The 15,754-nt window shown below is 52.5% G+C and carries 14 protein-coding genes; 10 read left to right on the forward strand and 4 right to left on the reverse strand.

Annotation, left to right across the window (positions count from 1 at the left end; genetic code table 11):
* Positions 1–212: 212 nt before the first annotated feature.
* Together C8N40_RS00420 and rpoN are read right to left on the reverse strand one after the other, a co-directional pair.
* Complete coding sequence (locus tag C8N40_RS00420; protein ID WP_108209847.1) at positions 213–830, reverse strand: hypothetical protein; 618 nt, start codon at positions 828–830, stop codon at positions 213–215.
* A gap of 126 nt (positions 831–956) precedes the next feature.
* Positions 957–2,399 (reverse strand): RNA polymerase factor sigma-54, encoded by a 1,443-nt coding sequence (gene rpoN, locus C8N40_RS00425; protein WP_108209848.1) that lies wholly within the window; start codon positions 2,397–2,399, stop codon positions 957–959.
* 343 nt (positions 2,400–2,742) lie between these two features.
* Here rpoN and asnS point away from each other — a divergent pair, with 343 nt between their 5' ends.
* From asnS to C8N40_RS00465, 7 genes are all read left to right on the forward strand, one after another.
* Positions 2,743–4,179, forward strand: coding sequence for an asparagine--tRNA ligase (gene asnS, locus C8N40_RS00430; RefSeq protein WP_108209849.1), 1,437 nt, complete (start codon positions 2,743–2,745; stop codon positions 4,177–4,179).
* Between the two features lie 172 nt (positions 4,180–4,351).
* Positions 4,352–5,626, forward strand: coding sequence for a kynureninase (gene kynU, locus C8N40_RS00435; RefSeq protein WP_108209850.1), 1,275 nt, complete (start codon positions 4,352–4,354; stop codon positions 5,624–5,626).
* A gap of 266 nt (positions 5,627–5,892) precedes the next feature.
* The gene (locus C8N40_RS00440; RefSeq protein WP_108209851.1) at positions 5,893–6,324 is read left to right on the forward strand and encodes a hypothetical protein; all 432 of its coding nucleotides are present in this window, start codon (positions 5,893–5,895) and stop codon (positions 6,322–6,324) included.
* A 405-nt stretch (positions 6,325–6,729) separates the two neighbouring features.
* On the forward strand, positions 6,730–7,140 hold the full coding sequence (locus C8N40_RS00450) for a hypothetical protein (RefSeq protein WP_146173487.1): 411 nt from the start codon (positions 6,730–6,732) through the stop codon (positions 7,138–7,140).
* A gap of 89 nt (positions 7,141–7,229) precedes the next feature.
* Complete coding sequence (locus tag C8N40_RS00455; protein ID WP_108209854.1) at positions 7,230–7,670, forward strand: hypothetical protein; 441 nt, start codon at positions 7,230–7,232, stop codon at positions 7,668–7,670.
* A 116-nt stretch (positions 7,671–7,786) separates the two neighbouring features.
* A complete protein-coding gene (locus C8N40_RS00460) occupies positions 7,787–8,863 on the forward strand; it encodes a calcium:cation antiporter (protein ID WP_108209855.1) in 1,077 nt (358 codons plus the stop codon).
* Positions 8,864–8,987: 124 nt separating this feature from the next.
* Entirely contained in the window at positions 8,988–9,428 is a 441-nt protein-coding gene (locus C8N40_RS00465; RefSeq protein ID WP_108209856.1) for a hypothetical protein, read from the forward strand.
* Positions 9,429–9,442: 14 nt separating this feature from the next.
* Here C8N40_RS00465 and C8N40_RS00470 read toward each other — a convergent pair whose 3' ends face one another.
* The gene (locus C8N40_RS00470) at positions 9,443–10,843 is read right to left on the reverse strand and encodes an alanine/glycine:cation symporter family protein (RefSeq protein WP_108209857.1); all 1,401 of its coding nucleotides are present in this window, start codon (positions 10,841–10,843) and stop codon (positions 9,443–9,445) included.
* A gap of 145 nt (positions 10,844–10,988) precedes the next feature.
* Here C8N40_RS00470 and C8N40_RS00475 point away from each other — a divergent pair, with 145 nt between their 5' ends.
* The 3 genes from C8N40_RS00475 (at position 10,989) to C8N40_RS00485 (ending at position 13,990) form a co-directional block, all read left to right on the forward strand.
* A complete protein-coding gene (locus C8N40_RS00475; protein WP_108209858.1) occupies positions 10,989–11,582 on the forward strand; it encodes an alpha-ketoglutarate-dependent dioxygenase AlkB family protein in 594 nt (197 codons plus the stop codon).
* Positions 11,583–11,648: 66 nt separating this feature from the next.
* The gene (locus tag C8N40_RS00480) at positions 11,649–13,037 is read left to right on the forward strand and encodes an FAD-dependent oxidoreductase (RefSeq protein ID WP_108209859.1); all 1,389 of its coding nucleotides are present in this window, start codon (positions 11,649–11,651) and stop codon (positions 13,035–13,037) included.
* Between the two features lie 398 nt (positions 13,038–13,435).
* Positions 13,436–13,990 (forward strand): DUF4168 domain-containing protein, encoded by a 555-nt coding sequence (locus C8N40_RS00485; protein ID WP_108209860.1) that lies wholly within the window; start codon positions 13,436–13,438, stop codon positions 13,988–13,990.
* Positions 13,991–14,058: 68 nt separating this feature from the next.
* Here C8N40_RS00485 and C8N40_RS00490 read toward each other — a convergent pair whose 3' ends face one another.
* Positions 14,059–15,627 (reverse strand): hypothetical protein, encoded by a 1,569-nt coding sequence (locus tag C8N40_RS00490; protein WP_108209861.1) that lies wholly within the window; start codon positions 15,625–15,627, stop codon positions 14,059–14,061.
* Between the last annotated feature and the right edge of the window lie 127 nt (positions 15,628–15,754).

The raw sequence follows: 15,754 nt of genomic DNA on the forward strand, positions 1-15,754 counted from the left end.
TCCCCGCCTTAGACAAGGAGGGGCCAGGGGTGGTTGGACCCGGAGCTGTAGAAACGCGGACAAGGATGTCCGCGGCAGCAGAAGTTCCAGACAAAGAAGTCCGGAAACAGCATAATACTATCAAACTCCCTCCCCTGTTCTTAGGGGAGGGTTGGGGTAGGGTTTAGCAGTGACAGTTAAGCCCGGCACGGCAAGTATAAATCAAGTATAAACTACAGCGCCAGCGAAGCCATGAGCGCCAGCAGGAAGCCGCTCCCGAAGCCGGCGTAGACTTCCTCGGGGGTATGGGCCTGCAGTGCCAGCCTCGCCGACATGACGGCTCCGGTCAGGAAAACACCTATGATGATTGGGTAAACCAGCATGGCCTCCGGGGCCAGTTTGTGCAGCAGGACCAGCAAGCCCAGGGCACCGCCCATACCAATACTGTGCGCGCTTATCTTCCAGAACTGCGTCACGATGTAGGCCACAAACACCGAGGCCGCGATGATGCCCATCACGAAGTAAAAAATAGGGTTATAGGTCGGCTCGCGGTAAAAAAGGTAGGCAGTGGCAGCGTAGCAAATGCCCGTAAACAGCAGAGGTATACTTCGCTGGTCCCGCCTGTCGGCCTCCATCGAGTCGAGGTAGCCCAGGCGCACCATGGCGTATACAGCGGCCGTTGGAAGTATAAAAGTCGAGAAGAAGATCATAGCCAGCACAATCCAGCGCACGTGCATGGGCAGCGTGAGCGCGGACTCGGGCAGGTAGTAAAGTATAACGGCAAAAACGTACGTCGGCAGCAGCAGCGGGTGAAAAACAACAGACAGGGCCTTTGCGAGCGAACGATTCACGGAGAAGGTAGAAAGTTAAAGAGTTAGAGAGTTTAGGAGTTAGAGAGTTTAGGAGTTAGAGAGTTGCAGCCTGATTAAATTGTGCATCCAAAAAGCAATTTAACAATCAACAACCCAACAATTAATTTAAAGCTCCTTACGTAAACGGGCCACGGGAATGTTCAGCTGCTCCCTGTACTTGGCCACGGTGCGGCGGGCGATGTTATAGCCTTTCTCGTTCAGCAGTTTCTCTATCTTCTCGTCGGAGAGCGGCTTGCGCTTGTTCTCGTTGTCGATGATCTCTTTGAGGATGTGCTTTACCTCGCGGCTGCTGGCATCCTCGCCGGAGTCGGTGGCGATGCCCTCGGAGAAAAAGTACTTGAGCGGGTAAATGCCAAACTCGGTCTGCACGGCCTTGCTGTTGGCCACGCGGCTCACGGTACTGATGTCCATCCCGATTTCCTCGGCAATGTCCTTCAGGATCATCGGGCGCAACATGCTTTCGTCCCCTTCCAGGAAGAAGTCGTGCTGGTACTTGATGATGGCCTCCATGGTGCGCAGCAGCGTGTTCTGGCGCTGGCGGATGGCGTCGATGAACCACTTGGCCGCGTCGAGCTTCTGCTTCACAAAAGCCACGGTCTCCTTCAGCTTCTTGTCCTTCTTGTCCGACTTGTCATAGGCATCGAACATGTCGGCGTAGGAGCGGCTGATGCGCAGGTCCGGGGCGTTGCGGGAGTTAAGGGAGAGCTCCAACTGGCCGTTGTTGTTGGTAAGTATAAAATCGGGGATAATGTACTGCACCCGTGCTATTCCCGCGCCTGCGCCGCCCGGCTTCGGGTTGAGGCGGGTAATCACATCAATGGCCTTCTTCAGATCCTCCTCCGACACATTAAACTTGCTCTGTATCTTCTGGTAGTGCTTCTTGGTGAACTCATCAAAGGCCTGCCGGATGATGCGTTCGGCCAGCACGGTGGTAGCGTCCTGCTCGCGGCGCTCCAGCTGCAGCAGCAGGCATTCGGGCAAATCGCGGGCGGCAATACCGGCCGGGTCGAAGGTCTGGATCAGGTGCAGCACCTGCTCTATCTCCTCCTCCGTGGTGTCGATGTTCTGGGAAAAAGCCAGGTCGTTGGCAATGGAGCTCAGCTCGCGGCGGATGTAGCCGTCGTTGTCAATGCTTCCGATCAGCTGCATGCCGATGGAGTATTGCTTGTCGTCGAGGTCCAGGAAACCGAGCTGGTCCAGCAGCGAGTCGGTGAGGGTGGTAGCCATGGCAATGGGCATCTCCCGGTCTTCCTCGTCTTCCCCACCGCGGTCGCCCTGCATTTTGTAGCCGCTTATCTCGTCGTCGTTCAGGTAGTCGTTCAGGTCGATTTCGTCGTCCTTGCCGTAGTCCTCCTCGTAATCGTCTGAGGAGTCGCTATACTCCTCGGCAGGCTCCTCGCGCCCCTCTTCCAGGGCCGGGTTTACCTCCAGCTCCTCTTTTATGCGCATCTCCAACTCAGCAGTAGGTATCTGCAGCAGCTTGATAAATTGTATCTGCTGCGGCGATAGCTTCTGGGATAAAAGTTGTCTTAAATCGAGTCGCTGCATAGGGTATAAGGGTAAAAAGGCGCCGTTTCGCGCACTTCCAAATTTAGGATAATTTTACTTGCATTTAAAAAAAAGGTTAAAATATCGTTACTTTGGGAGGTTTCCGGAGAAATGCGGGCAACGGGCCGTGGGTGCCATACTTTGGCAAGTATAAAACCAGCCTTAGCCAGCCAGGATATACTGCCCCGGCCGCTGCTATACGTTACTGGAACGCTAATCGGGCGCTTTAAAGTATAGCGGGCAATACCTGGGCATACGTTTCAGGCCAGTGTATCGCCGGATCATAAAAAATTTATATTTTCAGAGGATTAACCGTACCTTCAGGGTACCAATAACCATACACATGCAACGCACAAAAGTTAAAGATCTGCTACAGGGCGCCGAGGTAGGCAAGGAGGTATTGCTGAAAGGCTGGGTGCGCACAAAGCGCGGAAACAAGTATGTAAACTTTATAGCCGTAAACGACGGCTCCACGATAAATAACTTACAGGTAGTAGCTGACGAGAAGTTTAGCGAGGAGGCCCTGAAGGACGTAACCACCGGTGCCGCTATTGCGGTGGTGGGCCAGTTGGTAGAGTCGCAGGGCAAGGGGCAGGCCTATGAGGTGCAGGCTACCAGCATAGAGGTAGTGGGCAAGGCCGACCCGGAAACATACCCGCTGCAGAAGAAGGCGCACTCGCTGGAGTTTTTGCGTGAGATCGCGCACCTGCGCTTCCGCACCAACACGTTCGGGGCTGTTTTCCGTGTGCGCAACACGCTGGCCTTTGCCGTGCATAAGTTCTTCAACGAGAAGGGCTTTGTCTACATACACACACCCATCATCACGGCCTCCGACGCGGAGGGTGCCGGCGAGATGTTCCGTGTAACCACGCTGGACCCTATAAACCCGCCGCTTACCGAGAATGGGGAGGTAAATTACGAGGAGGACTTCTTCGGCAAGGCCACCAACCTGACCGTATCGGGGCAGTTGGAGGGCGAGCTGGCCGCCATGGCTTTCAGCGATATCTATACGTTCGGGCCTACTTTCCGCGCTGAGAACTCCAACACCACGCGCCACCTGGCCGAGTTCTGGATGATTGAGCCGGAGATGGCTTTCTACGACCTGAAAATGAACGCCGACCTGGCCGAGGAGTTTATCAAGTACATCATCCGCTACGCCCTGGAGCACAACCGCGAGGACATCGAATTCCTGGGCCAGCGCCTGGCAGAGGAAGACAAAGCCAAGCCGCAGAACGAGCGCCAGGAGATGACTTTGCTCGAAAAGCTGGAGTTTGTGGTAAACAACGACTTTGAGCGCGTAACCTATACCGAGGCCATCGACATCCTGGTAAACTCGAACCACTACAAGAAGAAGAAATTCCAGTACGAGGTAAGCTGGGGCGTGGACCTGCAGAGCGAGCACGAGCGCTACCTGGTGGAGAAGCACTTCAAGAAGCCGGTGATCGTCACGAACTATCCAAAGGATATCAAGGCCTTCTACATGCGCCTCAACGACGACGGCAAAACCGTGGCGGCCATGGACATCCTGGCGCCGGGCATTGGCGAAATTGTGGGCGGTTCGCAGCGTGAGGAGCGCATCGACATTCTGGTGGAGCGCATGAAAGGCGTGGGCATACACGAGGAGGACCTGTGGTGGTACCTGGATACCCGCCGCTTCGGGGGCTGTCCGCACGCAGGCTTCGGCCTGGGCTTCGAGCGCATGGTGCAGTTCGTAACCGGCATGGGCAACATCCGCGACGTGATCCCCTTCCCGCGCACGCCGCAGAACGCAGAATTCTAAGCGAGTTTATACTTTACGGGAGAGCCCGGCTATACTTTGGCCGGGCTTTTTTTATACTTCTAAAGCTCCCCTTCTGCAGGCTGCACAAGATTCTTCCCAAATGCGTAACTTACGCTGAAAACAAAGTATAAATCAGGCTGATTTTGTTAGCCCCAAGTATAAACCGCACCCCATGAACTATCAAAACACGCTTGCCTTTGCACAGGAGCTGGACCGCCAGGATCCCTTATACCATTTCAGAGACCGCTTTTACTTTCCGCAGGTAAACAAGCAGGACGCCATCTACTTCTGTGGCAACTCGCTGGGGCTGCAACCAAAGTCGGCGCAGATGTACATCGACAACGAGATGTATAAATGGGCTAACCTGGCGGTGGAAGGACATTTTAAAGGCGAGGAGCCCTGGTTTAACTACCACGAGCTGTTGGCTCCGGCAACAGCCCGCATGGTGGGAGCCAAAGAGAGCGAGGTAGTGGTGATGAACCAGCTCACCGTGAACCTGCACCTGATGCTGGTGTCATTTTACCGCCCTGAGGGCAAGCGCTTCAAAATCATGACCGAGGCCGGGGCTTTTCCTTCCGACCAGTATGCCCTGGAAACCCAAGTAAAATTCCATGGGTATAACCCCGACGAGGCCATTGTGGAGCTTTTCCCGCGGGAGGGCGAGCACACGCTGCGCACCGAAGATATCCTGCAAAGTATAAAACAGCACGGCGAGGAACTGGCGCTGGTGATGATGGGCGGCATCAACTACTACACCGGCCAGGTGTTTGATATGGCGGCCATCACCAAAGCCGGCCATGAGGCGGGAGCTTTGGTTGGGTTTGACCTGGCGCATGCTGCCGGCAACGTGCCCTTGTACCTGCACGACTGGGGCGTGGACTTTGCCGTGTGGTGTACCTATAAATACCTGAACTCCGGACCGGGCGGCACCTCGGGCGTTTTTGTGCACGAGCGCCACGGCAACGACCCAGGTATACCGCGCTTCGCCGGCTGGTGGGGCCACGACGCCGACGTTCGTTTTCAGATGAAGAAGGGTTTTATACCGATGCAAGGCGCAGCAGGCTGGCAACTGAGCAATGCCCAGATTCTGCCGATGGCGGTGCACCGCGCCGCGCTGGAACTGGTGGATGAGGCTGGCGGCATGGAGGCGCTCCGCGCCAAGAGCGAAAAGCTGACGGGCTACCTGGAGTACCTCATCAATGATGTGCACGTGGGCAAGGAGGTACTGGAGATGATCACCCCCACCGACCCGCAGGCCCGTGGCTGCCAGATTTCGCTGCTTGTAAAGAGAGATTCGCGCCTGCTGTTTAACAAGTTGATGGAGGCCGGCATTATCGTGGACTACCGCGAGCCAAACGTCATCCGCGTGGCCCCTACCCCGCTCTACAATAGCTTTGAGGAAGTATACCGCTTCTCCGAAATCCTGCACCAGTGCCTGGAGAGGTAGAAGAATTTAAGAGTTTGGAAGTTGAGGAGTTAGAGAGTTTAAGCGGCTGGTGCTTTAAAGTGGTGCCAGCCGCTGTTTTTTTATTGTGCGGCAAAAAGCTTATTACTATTTTACTATATAGTATACTCGTTAGTCCAGTTCCGTATATACGACTAATGGGGAGCGGCTAAAAGGAATAACTTCCGTTTATATATTAGTTAGTTAGTCAATTGTAATTAAAAAAGCTGAGGGAGAATTGTTAATTCATTTTATTCAAAACCTGAGAAATGTACTCTAAAGAGCTTGCAAAAAATCTTAATGAAGTTCATGAACTTATGGAAAATATTGTCAATAAAAATAAGAATGATATTGATAATAGTCAGCTCAATGTTTTTGAAGCAATGGCAATGACATTAAAGGAACTCAGGGACAAAGTAGAAAATCAGCAAGCCTTAAATAGACACTTATTAAGTGATTTTGATAAGATACTGTCAGTATCAGTTAGAGTATTTGATGGTACTCGGATTGACGATTTATTATGGAAAATTAATAAAGAGCTCAACAAAAGTCGAATAAAGTTGAACTTGAAAGCAAATCATCAACTAGCACGGTACAGGCTTTATACTCGGCTGATGCCTCCTCATCGCCTACACCATTCCGTTACCAGCAACTTTATAATCACCAAACCAACCATAAAACACCCATTGTTGTCTATCTAATCAAATAGTAATAATAAAAATATGAAAACGTGTGTCTATTTAATTTTAATGTTATCAACTATTGGTTTTCTAGGATGCAATGAAGACGATGATTCGTTTAAACCTATGTCCTGTCAACAATTTGGTTCTATCATTGAATCCAAATCTAAAATAAACGGGAGAGTTTATCAGATCGCTGATCTTTGGGTAATTGATGTCCTATTGAATGAGAAAATCGTACGTTGTTCGCCTTGTAATCTGCCTGATGAACTAAAAATAGAAAATTTGAACATTGTCATAGATGCCAACTTTTACCAAATACCTCCAAATGTTCGAATGGTAGGTACTCCCATAGAAATCACCCAAATATATGAATAGCTGCAGGTAACAACAGAATAAAGCAAGGGCTGTAAGAGCCCTTTGCCAATGAACTACAAAACCCATACTTTGCATCCTATGAGAAGCTGCGGTGAGCAGCCCCTGCTTTATTCAATGGACGTTGGCTATAATATGAGTAAAAAAGTAACTGTATCAACAGGCATAACAGTTTGGATTATCACTCCATTATTACTTTCCAACATCTATGATATAAACTTCCTGGAAATGCTAAAATCGTTTTTCAGTTTTATACATTTACTTGCGTTAAGCAGTGTACTTCTGATTGACTATCAATCAAGACATAAAATTCAGAAAACTTTAGTATTAATCGTTTTTATAGTTTACCCTTTGCTTCTGACTGCAGATTCTACACAAATATTTGACGAGAAAACATTTCTAGTTGTTTTTATTACAGCCTGGATATATTTAATGGGGTTTGCTGGATGGTTATACTCATAAAATCAAAGTAGCTAATCCTGCACAGGCTCCATACTCGGCTACGCCTCGTCAACAGTCTGTACTAACCGTTAGAAGCGTTAAACTACAGGATGAAGAATAAGAAGCGCTTTGCTCTGTCAGAAAGTATAGCTGACAATCAGAAGTGGCTTATACTTTTAAATATTTATTTAGAGCAAGCTGACTTTGCCGAGTTCAACGTCCTTTACGACCCAAGTAACCTGCTGCCTGAGTTGGAAGCACTTGAACAAGATTTGGTTGAGGCAGGAAAAAGAAATGATAAATTTTACGCAAGCGGAACCTCCCGCAAGTATAGGCTATCCTCGAGGGTAAAGGACCTTATACTATCAAAGCCTTACAACGCATGGAGGAACTACCAGTTCGAAGACTTATCGCTGCTAAAGGATGGCATGGAAATACTGGCTACCATTACGCATGAAAATTATATTTTTGCCCGGATGTCTGAACAGGAAAGAGCAGAACTGAACGGGCAAGGGTTTGAATTTGGAGCGCTACAGGAAATCAAAGAATAAAGTCCCGCAGCGAACCCATCACCGAGGTTTAGGCTACAACACCTCGTCCGCTGGCCCGTTACAAGCTAACACTATAAGAACAACTTCAACCATAAACTTACGACTTAACCAATAACATGAGATTATTTCTTCAGTGGACGATTATCATTCCGGCATTGGCCTGGATCCTGTTTTTTTCCGGGCTTATCTATGACAGCAGTTTTTTTCAGGTTGTAGCTAGCGTATTGCTTATCCTAAGCGTGATGTCGGCGGTACATCACTCCGAGATTATAGCAGAGAAAGTAGGAGAACCGTACGGCACCATCATCCTGGCCATATCCATCACCGTTATCGAGGTTTCCATTATTGTGTCCCTGATGATGTCGGAAGGGCAGGAAGCCGCCTCGCTGGCCAGGGACACCGTATACGCAGCCACGATGCTCATCCTTAACGGCATTATCGGGCTTTGCCTATTGATAGGCGGCCTGAAGCACTACGAGCAGAACTTCTCCGCGCCCTCTGTTACCATAGCCCTTATCTCGCTCGTTTCGATTGTGGTATTCACCCTGGTGTTTCCCACCTTTACGGAGAGTGTAAAGGGGTCTTACTACTCCACTCCCCAGCTTATCTTTGCCTCTATCGCCTGCCTGGTTATTTACGCCACCTTTTTGTTTGCGCAAACCAGGAGGTACCGGCAATACTTCCTGACCATCGGGCCCGATGAGAACGAAGAAGCAGCCGAGCCTATCCCTATCCCTAACAAGGTGTTCATCATGAGCCTTGCGTTTCTGATTGTCAGCCTGGGCATTGTGGTATTGCTGGCCAAAACCCTTTCGCCTACCATCGAAAGCATCATTATCAGCTACAGCCTGCCCAAATCATTAGTGGGTGTTGTGATTGCGGCCATCATTTTATTGCCCGAAGCAATCGCCGCCATTATTGCTGCCCGGAAAAACAGGCTCCAGACAAGTATAAATTTATCGCTGGGCTCTGCCCTGGCAAGTATAGGCCTGACCATTCCGAGTGTTGCGGTGGTTTGTATTATACTGGATGTGCCCGTTATCCTGGGGCTGGATATAAAGTCTATTGTGCTCCTGGGCTTGTCGGTATTTACGGTGATGCTGTCGCTGAGCAGCGGCAAGACCAATGTGGTGTACGGGGTGGTGCTGCTGATAAACCTGTTCGCTTTTATCTTCCTGATGATCTACCCTTGAGGCAGCAGGGGCGCCGCGCGCTGTATTCTATCATCCTGAAAGGTTCTGGCTGGCAACTACAACCAACCGGCCAAAGGAAAAGGACAACAATCAGAAAGTATAAATAACCACAAACACCTACAAGATGAACCCAATCGTCAGAAACATTTTAGCGGTTATAGCTGGTGTTGTAATCGGCAGCGCAGTGAACATGGCCCTTATTACGGTCAGCGGGTCGGTTATTCCTCCGCCGGAGGGTGCAGACGTTACCACCACGGAAGGCTTAAGGGCGTCCATGCACCTGTTCCAGCCCAAGCATTTCATTTTCCCTTTCCTGGCCCATGCCCTGGGCACTTTGGCGGGGGCGTTTGTAGCTGCAGCCGTTGCCGCTAGCTATAAGATGAGGTTTGCGTTCGGTATCGGCATATACTTCCTGGCCGGTGGAATTGCCAGCGTTTTCCTGCTCCCGTCGCCGACCTGGTATACTGTTGTGGATTTAATTGGAGCTTATCTTCCCATGGCCTACGTAGCCGGAAAGCTGGCCGGCAGAAAAGCGAAACCAGTACCACAGGAAAGTATGGCTTAGGGTTAAAACTGTCGCTATACTTTCTTTGCCTCACGTTCCTTCAGCCCCTCCTCAACCACCTTCATCCGCTTAAAGTAATCTTTGGCGGCGGCCTTCACCTTCGGCGAGAGCAGCAGGCCCGAAACCATCGTCGGGATGGCCATCATGGCGTACATGCCGTCTATCAGCGCCAGCACCGCCGTTACCGAGGCCGTTGCCCCGAAGATGATGGTCATCACATAGAAGTAGTTGTAGTAGTGCTTATACTTTGCCCCGAACAGAAAGCTGAAGCACTTGGTGCCGTAGTAGGAGTAGGAGAACAGCGACGTAAACGCGAAGATGAGCACGCACAGCACCAGCACATAGTTGCCAACCGTTGGCATGGCTGTATTGAAGGCATGCGCGGTTATACTTACGCCGTTCTTATCCGGATCCATCCAGGTGCCTGTAACGATAATGGCGAGGCCCGTGAGGGTGCAGACTACAATGGTATCGATAAGCGGACCCAGCATGGCTACTACGCCCTCCCGTATCGGTTCGTCGGTTCTGGCGGCCCCGTGCATCATGTCGGCTGTGCCGATGCCGGCCTCGTTGGAGAAAGAGGCACGCCGCGCTCCGGCAATGATAATGGCCCCCACGGCACCACCCAGCACCGAGTTAGCCGTAAACGCATCCGTAAAAATCAGGGCGAAGGCGGCGGGGATACTGGAATAGTTCACGGCCATAATGTAAAGCACCGCCAGCATGTACAGTACCACCATACTGGGCACCATCCTGCCGGCCACATGCCCGATGCGCTTTATACCGCCAAAAATTACGAGCGAGGTAATGATAACCAGCGCCACCCCAATACCCAGGTTCCAGGCAAAGGCATTATCTGTGGCAATGCCGTTCGGCACCAGCACCACCTCCCGGATTACCTGCGTGAGCTGGTTGCTGGTAAAAACAGGGAGTGTGCCGAACAGGCCGGCCACCGAGAAGAAAACCGCCAGCGGCTTCCATTTCTGCCCCAACCCATGCAGCACCACATACATGGGACCTCCCTCGATATGCCCGTTGCTGTCGCGGCCACGGTACATTACAGACAGGGAGCAGGTAAAAAACTTGGTGGCCATGCCTACAAAGGCGCTCACCCACATCCAGAAAAGCACACCCGGCCCGCCAATGGCAATGGCCACCGCCACACCGCTGATGTTGCCCATGCCCACCGTAGCCGCCAGCGCACTCGAGAGCGCCTCGAAGTGGTTAATATCGCCCGGGTCGTTGGGGTCGTCGTAGCGGCCCCGGATAACGTTTACTGCGTGCCCCAGGTAGCGGAACGGCAGAAAACCCGAGTAGAACATAAAGTAGAAGCCTCCGCCCATCAGCAGGATAAGCAGGGGCATGCCCCAGGCGGCATCGCTAAAGGCAACCAAAAAATCTTCTAATGCTTTCAAATGGATGTATCTTTAGATTCCAAAATACAAATTTTGCGGCATAATCAAACACCTGTGCCACGCATACTTTTAAGCCAGAGAATGATAACTCTTCTGGAAAAACCACTGTATCTGCAAACGAACACAAGCTATACTTAACCGCCACATGCCCGCACCTCATCTTCAGCAACCGCCCCTACCCGATGCCGAGGTATACTTTATACCCCACTTTATACCTGCCCCGGAAGGCGATGTATACTTTGAGCGGCTGATGCAGGAGGTAAACTGGCAGCAGGAAAGTATAAAACTGTTTGGCCGCCAGCAGCCCATGCCCCGCCTCACGGCCTGGTACGGCGACAAAGCTTATACTTACTCAGGGCTGGAGAACAAGCCGCAACCCTGGCTACCGGTGCTGCTGGAACTGAGGGAGAAAGTGGAGCAGGCCAGCGGCCAGAAGTATAACAGTGTGCTGCTCAACCTCTACCGCACCGGCCAGGACAGCATGGGCTGGCACGCCGACGATGAGCCCGAGCTGGGCCCTCAGCCAAGTATAGCCAGCCTCAGTTTTGGTGGCGAACGCCGCTTCGCCTTTAAGCACCGCACCCGCAAAGACCTCAAACCCGCACCGCTTATACTTTCCCACGGCAGTTTGCTGCTCATGCAGGGACCCACACAGCACCACTGGCTCCACCACGTCCCTAAAACCGCCAGAGCCGTACAACCTCGCATCAACCTCACGTTCCGCTTCGTGAAAGGCTAGTTTGCTTGCCAATGCGGTCCGGAAAACGTTATTTTACAGTACTAAGAGGCTTTGCCCGGATATACTATGACCGAGAAAAAGAACATCGCCATCATGGGAGCTGGTTTGGTTGGCTCGCTGCTGTCTTTATACCTGGCCAAGCGCGGCCATAAAGTAGACCTGTACGAGCGGCGGCCCGACCTGCGGAAGACCCTGATAGATGGCGGCCGTTCGATTAACCTGGCCCTAAGCGACCGCGGCTGGCGCGCCCTGCGGGGCATTGGCGTAGAGGAGGCGGTGCGCCAGGTAGCCATCCCGATGCATGGGCGCATGATGCACGACGAGCAGGGCAACCTCACCTTCCAACCCTACGGCAAAGAGGGGCAGTCCATTTACTCGGTCTCCAGAAGCGGGCTCAATGCCGCCCTGATGAACGTGTCGGAGCCAAATCCCAACATCACCTACCACTTCAGCCGCCAGGCCACCGACGTATACCTGCCCACCAACGAGGTGCAGCTGCGCAACCTGGAAACCGGAAGTATGGAGACCGTGCAACCGGATTTGCTTTTCGGGGCCGACGGAGCCTTCTCGGTGGTACGCGGGGCCATGCAGAAAACGGAGCGGTTTAACTACGAGCAATCCTTCCTGGAGTATGGCTACAAGGAGCTTTCCATACCGGCCACGGCCGAGGGGGGCTGGGCCATCGAGAAAAACGCGCTGCACATCTGGCCCCGTGGTAAATTTATGATGATTGCGCTGCCCAACATAGACGGCAGCTTTACCTGTACCCTGTTCTTCCCCTACGAGGGCGAGCAGTCTTTTGCCGCCATTAAAAACGAGGGCGATTTACTAGCCTTCTTTCAGGAGGTTTTCCCCGATGCGCTGCCGCTTATGCCAACACTGGCCCAGGACTACTTTACCAACCCGATTGGCACGCTGGTAACGGTAAAGTGCTTCCCGTGGAGCTACGGAGGCAAAGCGCTGCTGATTGGGGATGCCTGCCATGCGGTGGTGCCATTCTACGGACAGGGCATGAACGCGGGTTTTGAGGATATCACGGTGCTGGACCAGATGCTGGATACGTTTGACGGAAACTGGGAGGCGCTGTTCAAGGCCTTTGAGCGCCGCCGCAAACCCGACGCCGACGCCATTGCCGACCTGGCCGTGATGAACTTCATCGAGATGCGCGACAAGGTGGCCGACCCGCGGTTCCTACTCCGCAAAAAGATAGAGGCCAGAATCTCGGCCCAATACCCGGACGTCTGGCTCCCGCTATACTCCATGGTTACCTTTACCGATCTGCCCTACTCCTACGCCCTCGGAACGGGGCAAATGCAGGATGAGATCATGCAAAAGGTGATGAAGCACATCCAGCGCATAGAAGACTACGACAAGCCGGAGGTGCAGCAACTGCTGGAGCGGCAGCTTATCCAGAAAGGCAAGCTGAAGAAGTACAGCGCCGAAACAAAAGTATAAGCGGGCATAAAAAAGCGCAGGTTTATACGTTGGCCCTACTTAAGGAAAGTATAAACCTGCGCCGTGACTTTGCCTAGAAGTAATACCCGGTGGTGAAAGAAATGGTATTGGTGCTGGAACTGAGGTAAGAGCTCAGGGCATTTACACGCTCATGGCTGTGGATATCGAGCCCATACTCATATCGTATCTCAGCCGACAGCTTGAGAAGTATAAATTTATCTCGTAGGATAGCTTCCTCACAATTTACAGGTTTGCTAATAATCTAAAAATACCTGCTGCGTAGCCCTATCCCCGCAAAACTATATACCGGCCTGTTAAGTATAATCCTCTATTAGCCTACCGCTTACCAGACTTATTTTCTTATTCATTCACACCTTAAAACTTTAAACCCGAATTTTATGAGCATCTTCAATAAAAAACTAAGAGGAATTACTGTTGCCATACTTTTGCTGGGCATCTGCGCTGTTACAGAAACGGCCGTGGCGCAGAAAAAAGACAAAAAGCAGAAAGAGCCGCAACAGACAGATGCTGCCGTACAGACACCGCAACCGGAGCCCGGCCAGCAGGCAGCCACCACCTTCTCTGACCAGGACCTGCAGCAGTTTGCCGATGCCAGCGCCCGTTTGATAGCCGTGCACCAGGAGGGCGAGCAAACCATGATGAACATCCTGCAGGAGGAAAAACTGAGCGTGGAGAAATTTAACGAAATGGCCAAGGCGCACCAGGAGCAGAAGCTAACCGAGGTGCAAGCCACACCTGAGGAAATGGCCGCCTTTAACAAGGCCGCCCAGCGGATGGTGGAGATGCAGCCCGCCTTCCAGAAAGACCTGGAAGAGGCCATTCAGCAGGACGGCATGACGCTGGAGAAGTTTGAGCAGATTATGCTGGCCTACCGCCAGGACCAGTCCATTCAGCAGCGTGTGGACCTGCTGATGCAGGAAAAACAAAAATAACCGCAGCATCAAGTATAAAAAAGCCCCGCCAGCAAATACTGGCGGGGCTTTTTTATACTTGATATTCCTTACTCCTGCACCTGGGGCTGCTCCTGGGCTTTTTGCCCGTGGGCAAACTCCACAATGCGGAAGGTGCGGGCCTTGCGGTCGTAGTAGCCGTAGTGCAGCTTGTTGCCGTAGCGGTACACGGTCTGGAACTCGGGCTCCGGCTTCAGGTTGCGCTCATATTCCTCCACGCGCTCCTGCAGCACTTCTACCTCGCCCTCCTGCTCTACTTTTGCCAGGCTGTTGGCGTCCAGCACCGTGTGGAAGTAGGTACTAATGCCAGGGCCTACCGGTCCGCTGTACCCATACCCAAACGGATCGTAGAAGTAGCGGCTGTAGTACGGCGAGTTCAGGTAATAGCTCGGGATGTTGTAAGCCGGCGTCCAGCGGCCCGGGATGAGCATAAACCCGCGCGAGGTACGCACATACCTATCGGGGGTGCGCACCATGCGGCTGCGGTCGTTGCGGTTAACCCGCTCGGTGGGCGCCTTATAGGAACCAATGGTCAGTTGCAGCGTGCTGTCGCTGTAGGTATCCACGGTGATGGCCGGTATGCCGCTTGCCAGGTTGCGCATGGCCTTGTCTTCCTTCTCTATCACCTCGTAGCCAGACGAGAACAAACCGCCCGCCCCGCGCTGGTACACTGGCGTAGAGGCCAGGGCCAGTTTCTCCTTATCTGTGAACGTATACTCCTTCACGGGCTGCAGCGTGTTAAAGTCATAGGCCGTCAGCTTCAGCTTGTCCTTCTCCAAGTTCAGGCGGAAGAGCTTGTCCTGGTGCAGGAAAGAGTTGAAAGCGGGCGTGTTGCGCTGCGCAATGGCCGGCAGGGTGCGGTACTCTGTCTTCCCGGTATTCCAGTCCAGCGTCAGGATCTCGGTGGTAGCCTCCTTCGAGGACTTGCCCCGTAACTGGTAACCATCAAAGACCATGTGCAGCTTGTCGCCGCGGGAGTAGATCTTGCTGCGGTGATGGCCGGTATACACGTTTCGCTCCAGGTTGGGGTGCACATAGATCAGCCCTGACTCACGTGCGTAGCGGTCGCGGGTGCGGGGCATCTGCTCCGGCTTAAACAGCCTGTAATCCATGGTGGCCACGCTGTACTCTGAGTCGCGGTACAGGTGCAGGTTGCTGTCCTTGTCGGTGTAGAGCATGTAAAAGTGGTCGTCATCGCCGAAGCCTCCCACAAAGTTCACGTTCCGCTCCAGCTTCAGCTGCACGTCCTGTAAGCTACGGAAGGCACCGGTGTGGCGGTTAATGGCAAACGGGCGCACGTACTCCCGACGGCCGTTAGTATAGCGGCTGTAGAAGATAAACTCATCGTCGGTTACGCGGGTGCCCATTATCTGCGGGTCTTTGGAGCTGCGGTACGGAATCTCGTGCTGCGCCAGCTTTTCGCCCGTCGGGGAGATCATGGCAAAGTTCAGGTTGCCGCCTTGGTAGAAGTATACTACCACATTGCCCTCATCGTCTGCCACAGAGACCAGGTCCTCGGCGCGGTTCATGGGCAGTTCTATATGGGCAAACTCTTTCTGGGCATGCGCCGCCGTGGCAAACGCACCGATAAAGAGTAAGCTAAACAGTAATTTACGCATAGTAAAAGGTTGAATTTTATACTTTTAGAACGAGCAAATATTTAGCCAAAGTATAAAATAAAACAGGCAAAGCCATAGGTTTTGCAGGATAAACCCAGGCTTCTTCCAAACAGTCTAAGCAAGGTGG

Origin of the sequence: Pontibacter mucosus (genome assembly GCF_003054055.1) — a bacterium.
Lineage (GTDB): Bacteria > Bacteroidota > Bacteroidia > Cytophagales > Hymenobacteraceae > Pontibacter > Pontibacter mucosus.

Coding starts and splice junctions, on each gene's coding strand:
- rpoN (WP_108209848.1), bottom strand. CDS start 2,399: ATGCAGCGACTCGATTTAAGACAACTTTTATCCCAGAAGCTATCGCCG.
- asnS (WP_108209849.1), top strand. CDS start 2,743: ATGCAACGCACAAAAGTTAAAGATCTGCTACAGGGCGCCGAGGTAGGC.
- kynU (WP_108209850.1), top strand. CDS start 4,352: ATGAACTATCAAAACACGCTTGCCTTTGCACAGGAGCTGGACCGCCAG.
- C8N40_RS00440 (WP_108209851.1), top strand. CDS start 5,893: ATGTACTCTAAAGAGCTTGCAAAAAATCTTAATGAAGTTCATGAACTT.
- C8N40_RS00450 (WP_146173487.1), top strand. CDS start 6,730: ATGAACTACAAAACCCATACTTTGCATCCTATGAGAAGCTGCGGTGAG.
- C8N40_RS00455 (WP_108209854.1), top strand. CDS start 7,230: ATGAAGAATAAGAAGCGCTTTGCTCTGTCAGAAAGTATAGCTGACAAT.
- C8N40_RS00460 (WP_108209855.1), top strand. CDS start 7,787: ATGAGATTATTTCTTCAGTGGACGATTATCATTCCGGCATTGGCCTGG.
- C8N40_RS00465 (WP_108209856.1), top strand. CDS start 8,988: ATGAACCCAATCGTCAGAAACATTTTAGCGGTTATAGCTGGTGTTGTA.
- C8N40_RS00475 (WP_108209858.1), top strand. CDS start 10,989: ATGCCCGCACCTCATCTTCAGCAACCGCCCCTACCCGATGCCGAGGTA.
- C8N40_RS00480 (WP_108209859.1), top strand. CDS start 11,649: ATGACCGAGAAAAAGAACATCGCCATCATGGGAGCTGGTTTGGTTGGC.
- C8N40_RS00485 (WP_108209860.1), top strand. CDS start 13,436: ATGAGCATCTTCAATAAAAAACTAAGAGGAATTACTGTTGCCATACTT.
- C8N40_RS00490 (WP_108209861.1), bottom strand. CDS start 15,627: ATGCGTAAATTACTGTTTAGCTTACTCTTTATCGGTGCGTTTGCCACG.